The 18,364-nt window shown below is 47.4% G+C and carries 14 protein-coding genes; 3 read left to right on the top strand and 11 right to left on the bottom strand.

Annotated elements, in window-relative coordinates; genetic code table 11:
* Positions 1-2 precede the first annotated feature (2 nt).
* Positions 3-1,406, bottom strand: coding sequence for an aspartate kinase (locus H8K55_RS05975; RefSeq protein ID WP_186941159.1), 1,404 nt, complete (start codon positions 1,404-1,406; stop codon positions 3-5).
* A 311-nt stretch (positions 1,407-1,717) separates the two neighbouring features.
* Between H8K55_RS05975 and H8K55_RS05970 the strand changes: the two genes are divergently transcribed.
* Positions 1,718-3,109, top strand: a complete 1,392-nt coding sequence (locus H8K55_RS05970) for an FHA domain-containing protein (RefSeq protein ID WP_186941158.1) — start codon at positions 1,718-1,720, stop codon at positions 3,107-3,109.
* Between the two features lie 414 nt (positions 3,110-3,523).
* Here the strand turns inward: H8K55_RS05970 and H8K55_RS05965 are convergent, their stop codons facing one another.
* From H8K55_RS05965 to H8K55_RS05940, 6 genes are all read right to left on the bottom strand, one after another.
* A complete protein-coding gene (locus H8K55_RS05965; RefSeq protein ID WP_186941157.1) occupies positions 3,524-4,477 on the bottom strand; it encodes an alpha/beta fold hydrolase in 954 nt (317 codons plus the stop codon).
* 618 nt (positions 4,478-5,095) lie between these two features.
* A complete protein-coding gene (locus H8K55_RS05960; protein WP_186941156.1) occupies positions 5,096-7,978 on the bottom strand; it encodes a M16 family metallopeptidase in 2,883 nt (960 codons plus the stop codon).
* A gap of 389 nt (positions 7,979-8,367) precedes the next feature.
* Positions 8,368-9,576 carry a hypothetical protein gene (locus H8K55_RS05955; RefSeq protein WP_186941155.1) on the bottom strand — a complete coding sequence of 403 codons (1,209 nt, stop codon included), beginning with the start codon at positions 9,574-9,576 and terminating at the stop codon, positions 8,368-8,370.
* A gap of 180 nt (positions 9,577-9,756) precedes the next feature.
* Positions 9,757-10,047, bottom strand: a complete 291-nt coding sequence (locus H8K55_RS05950; protein WP_186941154.1) for a hypothetical protein — start codon at positions 10,045-10,047, stop codon at positions 9,757-9,759.
* A 25-nt stretch (positions 10,048-10,072) separates the two neighbouring features.
* Positions 10,073-10,318 (bottom strand): DUF3297 family protein, encoded by a 246-nt coding sequence (locus H8K55_RS05945; RefSeq protein ID WP_186941211.1) that lies wholly within the window; start codon positions 10,316-10,318, stop codon positions 10,073-10,075.
* A 152-nt stretch (positions 10,319-10,470) separates the two neighbouring features.
* A complete protein-coding gene (locus tag H8K55_RS05940) occupies positions 10,471-11,253 on the bottom strand; it encodes a tRNA-uridine aminocarboxypropyltransferase (RefSeq protein WP_186941153.1) in 783 nt (260 codons plus the stop codon).
* A gap of 232 nt (positions 11,254-11,485) precedes the next feature.
* Between H8K55_RS05940 and H8K55_RS22145 the strand changes: the two genes are divergently transcribed.
* Positions 11,486-14,077, top strand: a complete 2,592-nt coding sequence (locus H8K55_RS22145; protein ID WP_186941152.1) for a PAS domain-containing protein — start codon at positions 11,486-11,488, stop codon at positions 14,075-14,077.
* Between the two features lie 104 nt (positions 14,078-14,181).
* Here H8K55_RS22145 and H8K55_RS05930 read toward each other — a convergent pair whose 3' ends face one another.
* Both H8K55_RS05930 and H8K55_RS05925 read right to left on the bottom strand, forming a co-directional pair.
* On the bottom strand, positions 14,182-14,802 hold the full coding sequence (locus tag H8K55_RS05930) for a glutathione S-transferase family protein (protein ID WP_186941151.1): 621 nt from the start codon (positions 14,800-14,802) through the stop codon (positions 14,182-14,184).
* Between the two features lie 250 nt (positions 14,803-15,052).
* Positions 15,053-15,496: an ExbD/TolR family protein gene (locus tag H8K55_RS05925; RefSeq protein WP_186941150.1), complete on the bottom strand. Its 444-nt coding sequence runs from the start codon at positions 15,494-15,496 to the stop codon at positions 15,053-15,055.
* 338 nt (positions 15,497-15,834) lie between these two features.
* On the opposite strand from H8K55_RS05925, the gene H8K55_RS22140 reads away from it, so the two are divergent.
* Positions 15,835-17,766, top strand: a complete 1,932-nt coding sequence (locus H8K55_RS22140; RefSeq protein ID WP_186941149.1) for a methyl-accepting chemotaxis protein — start codon at positions 15,835-15,837, stop codon at positions 17,764-17,766.
* Between the two features lie 19 nt (positions 17,767-17,785).
* Here H8K55_RS22140 and H8K55_RS21715 read toward each other — a convergent pair whose 3' ends face one another.
* Positions 17,786-18,244: a hypothetical protein gene (locus tag H8K55_RS21715; protein WP_230408494.1), complete on the bottom strand. Its 459-nt coding sequence runs from the start codon at positions 18,242-18,244 to the stop codon at positions 17,786-17,788.
* Complete coding sequence (locus H8K55_RS21710) at positions 18,219-18,356, bottom strand: hypothetical protein (RefSeq protein WP_186941148.1); 138 nt, start codon at positions 18,354-18,356, stop codon at positions 18,219-18,221. Before H8K55_RS21710 ends, H8K55_RS21715 begins: the two co-directional genes overlap by 26 nt.
* Between the last annotated feature and the right edge of the window lie 8 nt (positions 18,357-18,364).

Genomic DNA, 18,364 nt, shown 5'->3' with positions numbered 1-18,364 from the left:
ATTTAAACCCCAAAAAACTCCGCATGCACCGCCTGCAAAGCCAGCTTGCGGTCATCCTGATGCACCAGCATATACGCCGCCACTTCGCTCGCACCGGCCGCGGCTAAACAAACTCGCACGCCACTGGCAATTGCCGCTGATAAGGCGCGGCTAGCAATTGCACTGCCAACGTCAGAAGCTTCTAATACGCCATCACCGACCACTGCGACGATTGCTACTTCCGCGTTGCGTGAGACTTCGACCACGCCTGCTAAATGATGTTCTGCCACGATCGCATAGGCGGCATCCAGATGATCGCGCGCCAGTAAAATATTGATCGCAGTTTGTGCCGTCAGTACGCTCTTGATATTGATGCCATTGCTGTCGAGTGCGTTGGTCACATGCGCCAAAATGCCAGATTTAAATCCAACGCCTGGACCGTGTAATTTGAGAATTGCGACGTCTTCGGTGGAGGTCACACTCTTCACCACATCTTTGGTCACTTTGCGCTGTGCGTTAATCACGGTGTAAGGCTGCAGGCCGCGTTCGGGTTTGGTGATGTTCAAGATACGGATAGGAATGTCTTGGTTAAACAAGGGTTCGACTGTGCGTGGATGTAAGATTTTCGCACCAAAATAGGACAGCTCGGCGGCTTCTAAATAATTTAATTGAGAAATCGAACGGGGCGCACTGACCGAGCCGGGATCCGCGCTTAAGAAGCCATCCACATCTTTCCACACATCCAATGATTCTGCGCCTATACAGCAAGCGATGGAGGCGGCGGAATAATCCGAACCACCACGACCAAATAGCGTTGCTTTGCCCTCTTTGTCGATACCATAAAAGCCCGGTACGATGATGACTTCATCGCCTTGTAAGGCCTGCGCAACCGAGGCTGCACTCGCTTCGAAATCGCAAGCAGAATTTCCAAATACGCCATCGGTAATCAGACCGATGTCTTCCGGTAAAGCTTCGCGCGCCTGAATGCCGCGGCTGAGCAATACTTCGGTGAGCAGCAAACTCGACAGGCGTTCGCCATAACTGAGAATCGCATCGTAGACAAAAGTCGGCACGTCGCCTATGCAGTGAATGCCAGTTAAATAGCGGTCTAGCTGATCGATGCGTACGGCTAAGGCTTTTTCTATGCGATCGCGGTCAGCGGGGCTCGTGACATTAGCTTCTATGATTTCACGTTTAAGGCGACGCAGGTGCTGCGTGTAATCCTGACTTTCCGCCAGTGCCGCTTTGGTGCCAGCACCTTCTTTGGCATTTTGTACGCAAGTAATCAGGGCATTGGTAATGCCGTAAAACGCTGAGACGACTAAGATGAGAGGACGATTATAGGTTTGCACCACATTGATCACACGATCAATATCTTGTGGTTGACGCAAATTAGAACCACCAAATTTTACAACGATCTTTTTCATGACAGTTTCCAATGGGATGAGATGTCAGCGCTGCTGACTGTGCGCTATTGCTGCGGCACTTTGTTTAGCACGACTGCGGAGAGCGGCTAGGTTACTGCACTGTCGGTGTTGGGTCAATTAGCGGTTTTGTTATTTTTGATAAGTACGAGCATAGAACTTAGGTACAGAACTTAGGTACAGAACTTAAGCACAGAGTAGATTCACAAAGCCCCGCCTATTCTAGGTTTCGCTCGCCGCGTAGTTGGTTACAGTAATGCTGTAGTCCACTCAACTCATTTGTGTTCTTTTGCGTTCTCTGGCCTTGTGCAGTCATGAATAAAAGTCAAGCTTATCAAACCATGCAAAGTCTGCTTCCTCAGGCTTTGACCGTGCCTGTGTCTGAGTCGTTGTCATATCAGGCAGAGAAAAGTGCGAGCTCTTTGCATTTTAGTGGCTATGATCCGCGCGCTGCGGGTGGGCGTCAGACTTTGAAGCTGGAATTACGTGCTGAACTAGATCGTGCTATTCAAGAATTACGCTTTGAATTCCGTTCGGAATTACTGCTTCCACAGACATCGCAACAAACTTTACAGCGCTCACCGTCTGGTGCCTGGCAGGCCGTGCTGTTGAGCTTCTCGAGCAAGGGCAAAGAACATGGGCAATATCCTTTGGATGTGCAACTTAGCTATCTTGATGCGAGTGGTTGTCAGCGCTTATGGGTTTGCACGACGACGATCTTGATTCCCAGGGCGAACGCTAGTTTGAGTGAAATTCATCAAGTCTTTTTAGCTTCGCAAAAGAACGTGCGTGTGCATGCGGAGGATGGTGCGATTGCTAAACTTGGTGGACTATCGGGTATGCAAGAGAGCCAACACCGTCAGTTGAATATTGATATTTACGCCAAAGATGCCGCCATTGCGCAATGGGAAGTAGCGACCGGGCAGCGCGAGGATGCATCCGCACCTTTAGCAATGGGATTAAGCAGCATAGCCTGGGACGAAAACTTGGTCGAAGTCGCCGTGCCGACCTATCAAAATCTGCTAGGTGCACCAGCTGCAGTGGCTAAACCAACATTGCAACCTACAATCATGCTGACAAGCGCCCGACTTGTGCCGCTTGCAGACCAATTGAGCAACATCCCAACCAACATCCCGACCAACATTCCGATTCAGCTATTAGTGCGACGAGAATGGACGCTAGGACGTCAAACGACGAAAGTGACTGCGGATATCGTTTTGCACCATCTCAGCTCAGAGCGACGTATCAGCGCACAGCACGCCATCATTCGCCGGAGCTTAGGCGGTGTTCAGATAATAGACAGCTCGCGCTACGGCACTTTGCTTAATTCGGTCATTCTTGAAAAACATCAGCCTATGCCTTTGTTGTCGGGTATGCAGATAGAATTGTGTGCCAACTTCAAAGGCTTGGTGCAATTGCGAGTACTACACATACTGCCGCATGCATTGATACTTGGCCGACTGCAGCCAGGGGCAGCGCAAGAAAGACTCTTGGAAATATACTATTTGCTGACACCAGATTTACGCCCTGAAGCAAGCTTGTCTGCACCAGTGATCGCAGGTGGCAAATTGCCTTTGCTATTTCATGCACAAGGCCAGTTTTATGCACACGATCCTGTGACGATGGAAGATACGAATTTGATGCATTTCAGTTCGGACATTGCGTCCACAAAGCCCGGATTTTCCTACCGCTTTGAATATGCTTGAACTAGGGTCTGTTGACATATATTTTAGGCAAGCGAATGCGCGCAAATGGGCACTGCGCTAGGCTATCGCTATGGGAAAGTTCCCTTGTAAGGGAACTTCGTTACGTCAGCGGACAGCATGCTGTCCGAAACCCTGACTGCACCGCAAGCTGCTTATAGTGCGGGCACTATAAGCAGCTTGCAACAACGCCAAGTGCCCATTTGAGCCATTCCCGGAGGGTTTCAATCAAAACGCAAGATGGACAGCGTTACATCTCTTGCTGGGGCGGCCAGCCGCAGCGGCGAGATGTGCCTTGCCATCCCGCGTTTTGAGTGAAACGCTTGACTAAAATATATGTCAACAGACCCTAACCAAAACCGTATAGAAAAAGCGAGCTGAAATTTCTTCACGCTCGCTTTTTGCCGCTAGCTTGGCTTACAGTTGATTGATAAAGCTCAGTAATTTTTCGTGGAAAATTGTAGGTTGATCGAGCATCACGAAATGGCGCGCATCCTTGATGCTGACTAAATTCAGTTTAGGTATGCCTTGCACAAAGCTCATGTAGTAAGCACTTTTCGCGTCTTCCGACATATTCATGCGGGCGAAATCGGTGGCATAGTAAGGCGACACCAAGGCGACTGGCACGCTAATTTTTGGCAAATCTTGGCGTGTATCCATCATCAATAATTCTGCCATGTAATCTGCTGTTGCAACAGGATCGCTGGTGGCGCTACGCACCGCAATTTTTTCTGCTTGTGCCTGATCGACCAGACCTATCATCCGCATGTATTGCAACTGTTGTTCGGAAAACGTTTTTGCATCCGCGCTCGCCATTTGGCGACGGCCAGCTTCCGCCATTGCAGTACGTTGTTCCAGAGTCATATTTTGCGTACCAGGGAAAACCGGCAAGCCATCCACCGCAAATACACCGCGGATTAAATTTGAGTGAGATTCAGCGAACCAGATTGACAACGCAGATCCCAAACTATGACCGACCAGTATCGGTTGATTGATTTTTTGGGTTTGAATTAATTCCAATAGCGAATCTTTTGCCTTAGGCAGTTTGGCACCAGGCAGCGCTGGTTTGCCGTTGAAACCAGCCAGCGTAATCACATACAGTTCGTGTTCAGCGCGCAATTGTTTGACGGTTTCATCCCACACATAGCCGCCGCTAGATAAGCCCGGAATCAAAATCACCGGTGCGCCTTTGGCTTGTGGATTCGCATACTTTTCTACATACATACTACCGACTTGAAATTGCTCTGCGGCTGAAGTGGTACTAATCGTGGTGTTAGCCGCGGCATAGGCAGTCTCATAGGTCGCCGCACCGATAGCGGTGGCGAAGGCGATGCTGAAGAAAGTGGAAGTTAATGTTTTGCTGATATTCATGATGATTTCCTTGTCCTTGATGAAGTTTTATGTAAAGCAAAGTTGACACACTTGGCGATAAAAAAAGCAGGGAATCCGTAGATGCCTTGCCGTTCTGTATTTTCACTAACAACCCATGCCATTCGCTATGTAAAGCCTGCTTGACATGTGAATTCAAAAAATAAGCAGCACTTGGAATATCCGTTTGAGCTGCTTGTTATTTGCTAAGCACTTGATGCATAGAGCATGTGTGTAAAGCATGTTTGACATATTAAACCAAAAAAAATCTTTGTCAAGCATCCTTTACATAATTTTTTTGGTTGTAGGATTTACGCTGAATGAGTGCTGAGGTCGTTGTGTTCCCTTGGAGTCCACGATAGAAGGGAAAGCCTATTGATCTTAAGAATGAATCACAAGAATAGATGGGGTAAGGTAGGGTGCGCCGTGCGCACCGAGGCCGCAGACTATGAGTGTGGTGCGCACGGCGCACCCTACCCGATGAGCTCTAGTCAGTGCAAATTCGCGTAAGCCTTAGATTTATTTTCCTTATAAAAAAGCCCGTCAAAACTGGCGTCGTGACGGGCTCATTCAACTACTGATCTAGGTGGGATGTGCTTATTTACATAATTACTTACTTATTTACTTACTCAGCAGCACAGGCTCACCAAATCCCAACTCCTTCATACGCGGCAATTGAGTTTTGGCATCGCCGACTACCAACCAGATCATTTTGTTTGGATCCAGATATTTTTGCGATAAGGCTTTGATCTGCTCTAGCGTCATGGTTTTCACGATTTGTTCGCGCTCTTTCACGTAGTTTGCGGTCCAGTCGTATTTGCTGATGTTTTCCAGCATGCCGAGTTTGGCAGTGAAGGTTTCGAAAGCGCGTGCATTGCTTTTGATCAGGAAGCTCTTGGTCGTCGCTAAATCAGCATCGGAATAAGTGACCGCGTAATCTTGCAAAATCTGTTTGATCAGTTGTGCTGATTCCAGCGTCACATTGCTGCGTACACCACTGCTGATGCTGAAATCGCCCACGCTACGGCTGCCCGAAAAACCAGAACGGATGCCATAGGTATAGCCCTTGCCTTCTCGTAGTTGCTGCGTTAAACGTGAAGCAAAGCCACCACCGCCTAAGATGTAATTCATGACATTGGCCGCATAAAAATCTTTGTCCGTTGCAGCGAGCGCCGGGTAACCGATTTGCAACACGGATTGTTTCGCGTCAGGCACATCGACAAAATACACTTTTGCCGTGTTCAAGTTAGCGGCTTTCATAGGCGCAGGTAAGTCAACTTTTTTGGCTTGCCATTTTTTCGCCAGCTCGCCTAAAGAATGACTGATACTCGCTTTTGGCAAGGCGCCGACTACATGCATGCGCGCTACCGATGGTGATAGATTTTTGTTGTAATAGGCTTTTAAGTCGTCGATGTTAATCGCGTTCACGGTTTCCGCACTACCTAAAATATTGCGTGAACGAATATTCTCATTACCGTAGATGAGCTTGCTATACGCGTTTGCCGCCAGCATATTTGGATTGGCATCTTGTTGACGAATCTGGCTCAAAACACTTTGCTTGAGTAAGCTAAATTCTTTCTCATCCCAACGTGGTTCTAACAAAATTTCTTCAACCAAAGCCAAGGTCGCCGCATAGTTGCGTGCGAGCGTATTGACGGTGATGCGGATGTCTTCAGTACGGGCACTGACGTTGATAGACGCGCCCAATTGCTGAATCGCTTCTTCCAATTCTTGTGGTGTCTTTTTCGCCGTGCCTTGCGTCATCATGCGTGCCATTAAATTCGCCACGCCGACTTTATTGATGTCTTCCATTAATAAACCACCGTCGATCAGAATTTCAAATTGCACCAAAGGCACTTCATCATTTTGTATGCCGTACACGCGCAAACCATTTTTCAACTTGTCGTTCCACACGGTTGGCAATTTGACTTCGGCAGCAGCGCCATACGCTGGTTCGGTAGCACGCGCAATTTTGGATGGCGTCTTAGTATAGGTCGCATTGATGCTAGGATCCACCGCATCTTCCGCACCTTGCACGATTTTTTCTTCTACCACTTCTGCTTTGCCGGAACCACTCAAGGCAAGTGCGACTTTGCCCTTAGGTACAAAGCTAGTGGCGACATAATTTTTACCCTTGATGTACTTCTCATACACGCGCATCACATCGGCTGGCGTTACGGCGAGTATATTCTTGATGTCTTGTTCGACAAAGCCGGGATTGCCCGTTAAGTAGTTGTATTCCGCCAGTTGCGATGATTTACCAAGCACGCTGGAAAGCGAATTATAAAATTGGGTTTCTTGTCCAGCCTTAATCCGATTCAGATCCTTTTCCGCGATACCTTCTTTCTCAAATTTCGCAAAAGCTTCGCTGACTGCGCTAGCGACTTCATCTAATGATTTGCCATCAAAAGCGCGCACACTCAACATGAATTGACCGGCGACTTCTGAAGTGCGATTACCGATACTGACATTCGAGGTGAGCTTTTTATCTTCCACTAACACTTTGTAGAACGGTGCTTTTTTTCCGCGTGACAGATATTCACTCAAAACATCCAGGGCATAGGAATCAGCATGCAATTGTTCAACCGCTGGCCATACCATGGTCAGTGCAGGGACGCGGGCAAAATTATCTTCGTGATAGAGCTTGACGGTTTCTTTGACAAAGCCGGCGCGCTTGGCGATGGGCTTGATCTCTTCACCACGTTTGATTTCACCAAAATATTTCTCTACCCATTTTTTTGCCTGTGCAGTATCGAAGTCACCTGCGATCACCAGCGTCACATTATTCGGTACATACCAACGGCGGAAGAATTCTTTGACATCATCGACTGTCGCGTTTTGCAAATCTTCGAGCGAGCCGATGACTTGCCAGTTGTAAGGATGATCGGCCGGATACAGGGCTTTGTCGATCACGTACGAAGTGTGGCCGTAAGGATTATTGTCGACACTTTGACGCTTTTCATTTTTGACGACTTGCTTCTCTTTCGCCAGCACCTGATCGGTGACGGTGTTGATAAACCAACCCAGTTTATCGGCTTCTGCCCAAATCATTTTTTCCAAGGCATCTTTCGGCACGGTTTGCAGATAGTTGGTGCGGTCCTGAGAAGTTGAACCGTTTGCACCAGAACCACCGATGCGTGCTGTCATTTTATCCAAGCCACCTTTGCCGAGATTTTCGGATTCTAAAAATAGCAAATGCTCGAACAGATGCGCGAAGCCAGTACGCCCGGTTTTTTCGCGGGCAGAGCCGACATGGGCTGTCAAATTAACTGCGACGACAGGATCAGATCTGTCCACATGAAAAATCACTTCCAGGCCATTCGCCAAAGTGAATTTTTGATAGTCGACTTTTAGTCCGGCTTTCGCTTTGCCCTTTGATGGTGCCGCTTGTGGTGTCTTTGCAGGTGGTTTGGGCGCGTCTTGCGCCAGCGTTGTACTGAGTGGCAATAGACAACTGGCTGCCAGAACTAGTGTGGATGAGACAGCTCTTGAAGCGACTTTCATAAGTATTCCTTTTTTCGTTTTTGATTATTGTTGCGTGAAATGACGGTATTTTTATGTATCTTTGCTGTGGCCGCAGCATCTGCGAGGACCATAGAATAGTGCCAGAAGTATTCCCTAAGCAAGCCAAAATCACAAGTGAATTCAAGAGACCTCTACACAACCTACTGCGCGACCAAATTTTGAATCGGCGGATTTGTCAATGCGTCGCTGTGCTCTAGCACAGGTGCGCTTCTCGATTTAAACTTCGACCGCTCGCTACGGTTGTGTAGAGGTCTCAAGTAAATTCAAGACGACTATAGTTTATTGCGACTAGACATGTATCTAGTGACTAATGAAGAATCAAAAAGTTCCAATACGGAATCGGTGTAGTCTGCAAATTGAATCGATGCCTATAAAGGCATAGCGTTTATTACCCGCACATGACCGGCGCCTTGCACGCCGTTACCATTATTCCAAAGTTGGCTGGCCAGTACTTCGCCATTTCGTGTGAGGACGCTATTCGTCACTGCGGTCAGTGTGGTGCCAGAACGGCTTTCGCCGCCACTGACTTCGATTAATTTGTTTGCAGCGGGTACTTTGGCACCATTGGCACCATTCCAGATTTGGGTGTGACTACCAAATACTTTGGAATCCAGCGTTGTGTAACCATCGCAATTAAATGCATAGGCATGCGGCGTAGGCCCAGCGGCAGGTAATAAGCGAATGGAATCCGGATATAAGCCCATGCCACCCGACGGTACTAATTGGATTTTCACCCATTGATTTGCGGTACGCAAACGACCAAACCTATTGGCACGACTACCGCCACTGAGCGCATGGTCTAAGCAAATCTCTATACCGAAATCAATTACTGCTCCGTTGACATCATTTAACCCAGCAATTTGAAATACCGCGCCGCCCTCAGTCACACCCAAAACGTCGGCCGGTATGACAGCTTCTGGATCTGCAGGTAAAACCGTATGATAAGTATGTTGGGCGACACTGCCGCTCCATTTCAGAAAATCTATCCCTGAAATGTATTGTTTGCGAGCTGCGTAGTTATCTGCGGTATGGCTGACACCGCCTCGTTGTATTAATGCGGTGTTATACACTTCGCCAGGTTTTGTGGGATCGAGTAAATACTGACCATCAATGGCTTCAGCCGTGGGGAATGAGGCACTGATCATGGTGCCAAATACAAATAAAAAATCCTCATAACGCGCATCCGCCGCCAAGGCTTGCAATCCGCCAAATAAGCCATCCCAAGCATAATTAAATGGTGCGGGCAAAGCAAAACTGCTGGGTGCCGGACCGACCCAGCCATTCAAAAGATCATGCAGATAAGCGCCACCAGCACCGCGACATAAAAACTCGGGTGCCATAAAAATCTTTAAGGTGCTTGATGACAGATCGGCGCTGGCATAGGCTTTGGCGATCGCATCTGCGATAAATGCCAGACGCGCTTCAATGTCCCAACATTGACCTAACACGTCAGTGCGGAAATCCACGGTCGAACTTGATAGACCGTTATAAAAACCTTGTGGCGTATCTGCGGGATTTTTAAAAGGCCCGGTGTACAACTCCCAGGAAATGAATTGAACTTTGCTGTAGTTGGACATAGGCTTGAGATTTAGTGGATGCTTATAAGTTAATGTTGAGCTACCCGGAACTGCGCGCGCTGCAAGAGAATCGAAGGGTGAATGAGTGATGAGTGAGTAAGTAAGTAAGTAAGTAAGTAAGAGCCGATTGCTGAGATACCTACATGCGCAGTGTCCATTACGAACCTCTTGCGGCGTAGTTTAATCATCTAAGTCGCCAACTCCTCCATCCATATGCCCGCCTATTAAATTCTCGACGTCAACAACTGAATCAACTCTTTCCGTGTCACGGAGTTTTTTCGCGGCATGAAGACAACCAATTGCCGAAAGTGAACCTAGTACATAACAAACACTCTTTTCGTTTCCTCTCGGATAGAAAGCAACCAAATACACTAATGCACTTGCTAATACAGTGCCATAAGCTGAAAAAACCCGTCGCCACTTTTGTTCGAAGGCGTTTAGTTCATTGTTAGTTAAAAGTTTCACTGGCATGATTTTCTCGATGCACAACGCTTATTTAACGATAAAACGGCTCAACCGTGCCTTTGACTTTGATCATCATCGGCATGCCCTTACGGTCTAATGTCTTACCTGCAGGCACGGTGATCCAGCCTTCGCTGATGCAATATTCTTCTACGCCTAAACGCTCTTTGCCATTGAGCAAAATACCTACTTCGTGATCAAAAATTTCAGCTACATAATATTTGCTGCGTGGATCTACAGAAAGGCGATCTGGAAAGGCGGGTTTGCTGATATCGGTCATGTTGTACTCATCATTCATGGTCAAATTGTGTGCCGTGCTAATTGTCTTGTCATACTTGATATTGTCTGACAATCGGTCTGCGGCGCGAAGTTCGCTAGTTTATCTGGTTTTGCGAAATAATTGGTTGACGCTCTGTCAGCATCTGAGCGATTTTAGGTAGGTTTTGATGGTGATCGTAAGCGCTGCAATTGCTGATGCACCTCATCGTCCCAATCAATTTTTAGCTGTTGTTTTGCACTCAAATAGTGATTGGTGAATACATCCAGATAGGCGCTTAAGGTTTTGGCGGCCAGTGTTTCCCCTGCTAAACCCAAGCAGATTGCCGCGACTTCGGACGTACATAAATGATCATCGCGGCGCGAGCGGCGTAAGCGATAGCGTGATAATTGTTCAGGCTCGATACTCAGTACCGGGAATCGATCCAGATAGGGGCTTTTCTTGAAGATTTTTCTTGCCTCTGGCCAAGTTGCATCGAGTAGGATAAATAAGGGACGTTTAGTGTCCGCGGTGTTCGCTGCATTTTCATCGGCGACAAATACTGTCGATACCACACGTTCGGGCGCGACGAATTCTCCGGGAAATACAATATAAGGTTGCCATTGCGGATCTGCTAATAGCTCTAATAAAGCCGGCTCCACCGTAGTGCGTGCCCAGGGAAAAGCGACTGTGTCGGGCACGACGTCGGCAATCAACCAACCAGTATTGCTGGGCTTTAATGATTCATGTTCTGCCATCAATAAGCAGACGCCTGCTTGCGTGGGGACGATAGTACGCAGTGCACAAAAACAATGACTGAGAATCAAACGACAACCGGCACAACGTTCGCCACTCGGCCCACCACGCGCCAGAAATGGGCGGGTGCTGCGTGTTAATCGTGCAGCACGCAGGCGTGAAACGGCGTGTGGAGGATGGCTTTGCGGAAGAGGTGATGTCATGTGACCTGATGCTGTAGACAGAATTAATCCCGCATTTTAGTCGATTCGCGATGTGCTATACAGAATTGGCTACGCCTGCGCTGCTGTGAGGGGCTATGAAGGTGCTGCGGTGAATGTTGGTGAGTGTCGGTGAGTGTCTCAATTTTGCGCCTGAAATCTCGCAATTGCGTGGGCAAATATTTCTTTCGGTGTTTATCTAGATTACTATCTACTCATTCAATCGGAGATTTTAGTGGAGAAAAGAAGCAGGATTTCGCTGCGCTGGCGCCTGACGTTGATTATCTTTTTGTGTTTACTGCTACCCAGTAGCACCATCGTTGGCCTAGCCTATTACGTCAATTACATCACCACCCGCAATCATGCGATAGAAGTGGTGGGTATCTCCGCGCAAAATCAATACAATAATTTGCTCTATCTGCTACACCAAAACCAGACTCAACTTGAGATTGGATTGGCTGATCTTGAAAAAAACTGCGCTCCTGTTCAAAAAAATCGTGCTTGCGTGGAGTCAAATTTACGCAATCTAATTCATTTTGAAGCAGCAGAGAGCGCGCTCTTTTTAATGCAAACAGAAGCACCGATTCAGCTCGGCGAGTTGCGTCCATTTGACATTAGTCGTATTCAATTTGCAGAAGATCAACTAGCCTATTTTTTGCCACGCGAGACAGGACGTATCCCAAGCTTTCTCATGAAAGCCAGTACCAAAGATGCGAAGGCGCAGTTGTATTTGAGTTATTCAGTCAGCAACTTACAAGATATTTTCGTGAAACCCAAAGAGTTGGGTAATTCCGGTGAAACTTTTTTGGCTGACGCCAAAGGATTTTTCATTACCAGCGCACGTTATAAATCCTTGCAAGGGCATGGCGTTGAACCGATTTCTTCCACCGCTATGCAACGCTGCTTGTCGCTGGAAAGTGGAGAGTCGCTAGGCCTTGATTATCGCGAAATCCCAATTATTCATGGCTTTCGCTATGTCAAGGCAATCGGAGGTGGTTGCGTGATGGCACACGTCGATCAAGCTGAGGCGTTCTCGCCAGTGAAGGGCTTAAGTGCTGTCATCATATTAATCTCGTTTTTGTTGAGCGTCGTTGGCGCCATTTTGGCCTTAGCACTGTCAAATAAAATTGCCAGACCGATAGAAGAAGTCACGCAAAATATGGCGGAATTTGATCTTGCTTTGGTGGGTTCACAAGCGACGATGCAATTTGTTGACGCCAACTACCACGAGATTGAGACTCTGGCGCGCACTTTTGATGCGATGGCGGACAAACTTAGCAGCGCTGTGCGCGACAAAGATGCTTTACTGAATGCACTCAATCTACATGCCATCGTATCAATCAGCGATGCTTCAGGAAATATTTTGGATGTCAATGAGGCCTTTTGTCAGCGTAGCGGATACAGCAGAAGTGAATTGCTGGGGAAAAATCATAGAATGGTGAACTCCGGAAGGCAAGATGCCGCGTTCTGGGCTGAGATGTGGCGCACGATTTCTAGTGGAAAACCATGGCGTGGCGAAGTATGTAATAGCGCAAAAGACGGTAGCATTTATTGGGTAGATACCTTCATCGCTCCTTTTACGAATATACACGGCGAGATAGAAAAATACGTTGCCATCCGGATCGATATCACGACCAGTAAGAATAATGAACTGGCAATGCGGGCCGCCAATGAGATTACCAGCGCGGCATTGGAAGAAATGCGGATAGTAGAGGAGCGCCTGGCTTTCGCGTTTGATGGTAGTGGTGATGGGGTTTGGGACTGGGATATACAGACCAATAAAGTCCTATTGTCGAAACGCTGGAAAGCAATGTTAGGTCATGAAGAACATGAAATTGGGGATGAACTGATCGAATGGTCGTCACGGGTTCATCCCGATGATATGCCACGCGTGATGAATGAAGTGCAGGCAAATCTTGATGGCAAAACCGAGTCGTTTTCGGTTGAAAATAGAATACTTTGTAAAGACGGCAGTTATTTGTGGATACTTGATCGCGGCAAGGTGGTAGCACGCGATGCCGAAGGAAAAGCATTGCGCATGATCGGTACGCACACCGATATTTCACAGCACAAGGAGCTAGAGCGCATTAAAGCCGAATTGATCTCCACAGTCAGCCATGAATTACGTACGCCAGTGACCTCGATACGAGGAGCCTTAGGTTTACTGGAAGCGGGTGTGCTCGGCGAATTGCCGACCAAGGCGATGGATTTTGTGAAAGTCGCACATAGAAATAGTCAGCGCCTTTTATCCCTCGTTAACGACATCCTCGACATGGATAAATTATTGTCGGGAAAAATGAGCTTGCATCTGGACAAAATTGATTTGAATGAATTGATCCAAGATGCGATTTCAGTTAACGCGCCCTATGCAGCAAACTATAGAATCGAGTATCGCTACACCATCAATGATCAACTAGCTTTGGTGCAAGCTGACTACCAAAGGCTGATGCAAGTGATGGCGAATTTGATGTCGAATGCGGCAAAATTCTCTGTTCCAGACGGGCATGTGGATATTCGCGCACAAGCAATAGGAAAGATGATGCGGATAGAAGTTGAGGATTATGGTTGCGGTATGCCGAATGCGTTTCAAGCGCGCGTGTTCGAGGCATTTTCGCAGGCAGACAGCGCGACCACCAGAAAACAAGGCGGTACCGGCCTTGGCTTAAATATTACGAAGAAAATTGTGGAAGCAATGGGTGGTGAAATTGATTTTTCATCCGTGCCAGATAGGGGAAGCCGATTCTGGTTCACACTGCCCATCGTGGTAAATGCTGAAGATGTGATAAACGCAGAAGGTGCGACAATTTCAGGAACTACGGAAAATTGAATCTGCTCGAACTTACGGTTGAAAAAAACCGGAGATGACTACCTCCGGGTTTTTTGTAATTTTCAATTTTCGAGCATCAGCTTGCCAATGCGCACAAATCAAATTTACTTGGCGAAGCTAGCATAATAGGCAACGACGGCTGGATGCTCCGCGATACGTTTAGCGTGTGCGTTGAGTGCAGGAGCGACTTGCTCGACCAAGTCAGTCGGCACATGATCAAGGCGACCAGAATTCAAGGTACGGATTTCGATAAAGACTTTGAGATCAGCGACGGTGAGGCGATTGTCTGCAAAATATTCGCCGCCGTGTGCCAATAATTGCTTCTCTAACCAACGCAGAAAAACCGGGATAGAACCATTCACCAAAGCTAAGCGCGCAGCTTTTTGCTCTTCACCTGTCATGCGATACGTAGGCCCCATCTTTACGCCAGCTTCTTCCACCACATACATTACTTCATCACATAACAAAGCTTGATAGGCATCTGTAGGATATAAACCAGCCAGCTTACCTGCATAGCGCAACATAGAATCACATTGTGTTACCTGCACACCGTCTACTTCTAATGTAGGTACTTGACCAAATGGTGTGCTCTTACGAACTTCAGCAAATTCTGGAAATGAAAAACGATGATCTTCGAAAGCGATATTACCTATTGCTAAGGCCAGACGAACTGGTTCAGCACGGCCACCGTGGTTATCAAAATAGGTGATCTTAAGTTTTGGCATAGTCAATTCCTACAAAAAGAGTTAACGCCTGATGGCGTACAAAGATGCGCAGCGGGCTTAGTGTAACAAAAGTTTTGATAGTGCATCGTCGGGCGATCAATTTGTGCGGCATCGATAAGAATTGCCGTATCGAATTGTCGTATCAAGGGGTAATAAAAAAGCTGCGCTGACTCGCATAAGTCAAATGCAACTAAACGTAAATAAGCGCAGCGTCGACGCACTGGTAGCATCAGTAAACTTTAGATGCCGACTATTTCGGCATGAATTGTTCATTGCCAATAATGCCTAAAGATTTCACTCCGCGACTCTGGGCAGACGCCAAAACCGCCGCCACATTTTTATACGCCGCTAATCTGTGCGCGAGTAATTGCACCTCGGGTTGTTTGCGCATCTCTGCCAAACTGGTAAAGTTGGCGTCCAATTGCGATTTATCCAGCACTACGCCATTCCAGCTCAAGGTGCCATCAAAATCTACATCAACGCGCACCACATCAGCTTGAGGGCAATTCCCTTTGCAAGCGGCGGGCATCGCCATATTCACGGCATTTTGGGACAGCGGCAAAGTCGTGATAAACATAATGATCAAGACCAGCATGACGTCTATCATTGGTGTCATATTCATTTCCAACATGGGAACTGATTTATCGTCTTCGGTCGTGGTGCCTGTGTTGGCGGGAGATTTACTAAGTTCCATAAAAATACCCTTTCGAATAGTGAATGAAAAAATCAGACTGAGTACAAAAGGCGATCAGATAGAGCAATGCTAGTGACAACTGGAATTGCGCGACGTGGCAATAGAATCAAGGTAAGCAAACGAGGAATGAGAAAGTAAGTTGCTTCATCACAATATGGACGATACAAACACAAAATTCAAGAAGGAAATGCGTAAAGGGGTGAATCAGTCAATTTTTTATTATTGTCTTTTCAATCTATACAATTTTTTGGATTTTTTTGCTTGTATCTGGTGATTTTTCTGTGGTGGTCTATATTGAATAGACACATTGAATAAACACGTGACCACGAAAGAATATTATGCGGGTCAAGTCTTTGTTAGAGCGACTTCTGCTATGGGAGAAGCTCCTCATTCTTGGCATTGTCGCCCTCTTGTTGATAGCGACACCTACCATATTGTATTTGCAATTATCAGAAACCAGCCTGGCGGCCGCCAAGCTCGAAAAACAGGGCATGCTGCCAGCCGCTGCCAGCCTTAAAACCATACAACTCAGCCAGCAACACCGAGGACTTTCTGCGCTCGTATTGGGTGGTATTGCAAGCGCTAAAGAAAATCGAGAAGCCAAGCAACGAGATGCTGATCAAGCCTATGTCAAACTGGATGCCATCGTCAAAAGCATCAATGACAAAGCAATCGATGAGGCTTGGCAAAAGTCACGCCAAGACTGGGAGGCTATCCGCACCGGTGTCAGCAATGGCACATTTAGCGTACCGCAAAGTTACACCGCGCATACCGAACTCGTCATCAAATTATTAGTCGTCAACACGCTCATTGCTGACTACTATGGTCTTTGTCTGGATCCAGATGCCGATAGCTATCAATTAATTCAATCGATGTATTATCAACTACCCTATTTGACAGAAGAAACTGGAAAACTTCGCGCCAAAGGTGCGGGTCTTTTGGCCAAAAAAGAAGCTACTCCGGACGATCGTTCGGCATTGGCAAGTATTGCAGGTCGTGTCAATGACCGCCTACAACAGACCAATAGTGCATTTAATAAAGCGGCAAATGCAAATCCCATGATTAAAGAAAAACTCAATGAAAGTTTAAGGGCAGCATTTGAGCTAACTAGCAATGTCATGTTGATTGCGGACACCAATATTATTAAGGCGGAAACGCTGAGTTACTCCTCTGTTGAGTATGTGAAATTGACGACGCAGGCGATAGACGCGCAATTCAAAGTCAATGAAGAAGCAAGCAAAGAAATCGATTTAATCCTCGCCAATAGAGTTGATGATCTGCACTTCAAACTCTGGATGATGATCGTCATGATGTCGGTTTTGGTGCTGTGTGCCGGCTTGATTGCTTATTTGATCGCACGTTCTGTGACCGTACCTCTCGCCAATGCAGTCAATATCGCTCAACGAGTAGCAGCAGGTGATTTGACTGCCAATTTTGATGTTGATGGTCGTAGCGAATCAGCGCAATTGATGCGTGCACTTAAAGAAATGAACGACAGCTTATTCATCATCGTCAGCAATATTCGCGACTGCATCCGCAATATGTGTATGGCGATCAATGATATCGCTAGCGGCAATGCAGACCTATCAAGCCGGACTGAATCACAAGCCTCGAGCCTGGAGCAAACCGCAGCCTCAATGGAAGAAGTCGCCTCAACCGTGAAAGTCGGCAACGATAACGCGATTGAAGCAAATAGCATGGTGAATAACGCCTCCGATGTTGCTATCAAAGGCGGCAAAGTGGTGGCAGAGGTTGTGCATACGATGCGAGATATCAATGACCGCTCGCTGAAGATTGTCGACATCATCGGCGTTATTGATGGGATTGCTTTTCAAACTAATATTTTGGCGTTGAACGCCGCGGTGGAAGCTGCGCGTGCGGGTGAGCAAGGGCGTGGTTTTGCGGTAGTCGCTTCTGAGGTCAGAAGTCTTGCGCAGCGCAGCGCCAGTGCTGCAAAAGAAATTAAGAGTTTGATCGATGCTAGCGTAGAGAAAGTGAATATTGGGAATAATCTCGCAGGGCAAGCGGGCAAATCGATGGAAGAAATTGTTACCAGCGTTAAAAACACGACTTCGATTATGTCGGCAATGGTGCACTCATCACGCGAGCAAAGCTCGGGCATAGAACAAATCAATCAAGCGATTTCTCACATGGACGATATGACGCAACAAAATGCGGCCTTAGTCGAACAAGCCGCTGCTGCCGCTGAAAGTCTGAATCAACAAGCCGATACCTTGACGGAATTAATTGCGGTTTTTAAATTGAAATAAATCTGTGAAGCATAGGCGGTCAAGCCTCATCGTCATGAGCGCTAGGCGTTTGAAACAAGGCATCTAAAGCGCTACGATTGGCAGTAGAAGTTGGCGATGCAGATGCCCGACCACGTGTACCATGAAATTCTTCTTCAATATTATCGCGATAAAAACTCCAGGCCGCGCTTGATGACGCGGTCGATAAACGTCGCCAGACTTCTTGCCCTACGCCAGCGTAATCAATCGCCGTGCCGTCATTTAGGGCGTGTTGACATAATATTTGGGTAATGCGTTCCTGGTAAAACGCAGGATGGCAAGGCGCATCTCGCCGCTGCGGCTGGCCGCCCCAGCAAGAGATGCAACGCTGTCCATCGTGCGTTTTACCAGGAACCCTTCGGGAATGGCCGAAATGGGCACATGACGTCGTTGCAAGTCGCTTGCAGTGCTCGCACTGCGGCGCGCCTTGACGCCTAGCCCTGTGCCCATTTCGACTCATTCGCATACCCAAATATTATGTCAACACGCCCTAACTCCACGCGCAGCATTCGTTCACGCGTGTCATAGCCAATGGCGCGTAGCTTGCCAGCATTGATGCGTTTCATGTCCATGTTGATTT

Source organism: Affinundibacterium flavidum (assembly GCF_014284175.1).
Taxonomy (GTDB): Bacteria; Pseudomonadota; Gammaproteobacteria; order Burkholderiales; family Burkholderiaceae_D; genus Undibacterium; species Undibacterium flavidum.
This window is presented reverse-complemented; position numbering and strand designations above follow the sequence as displayed.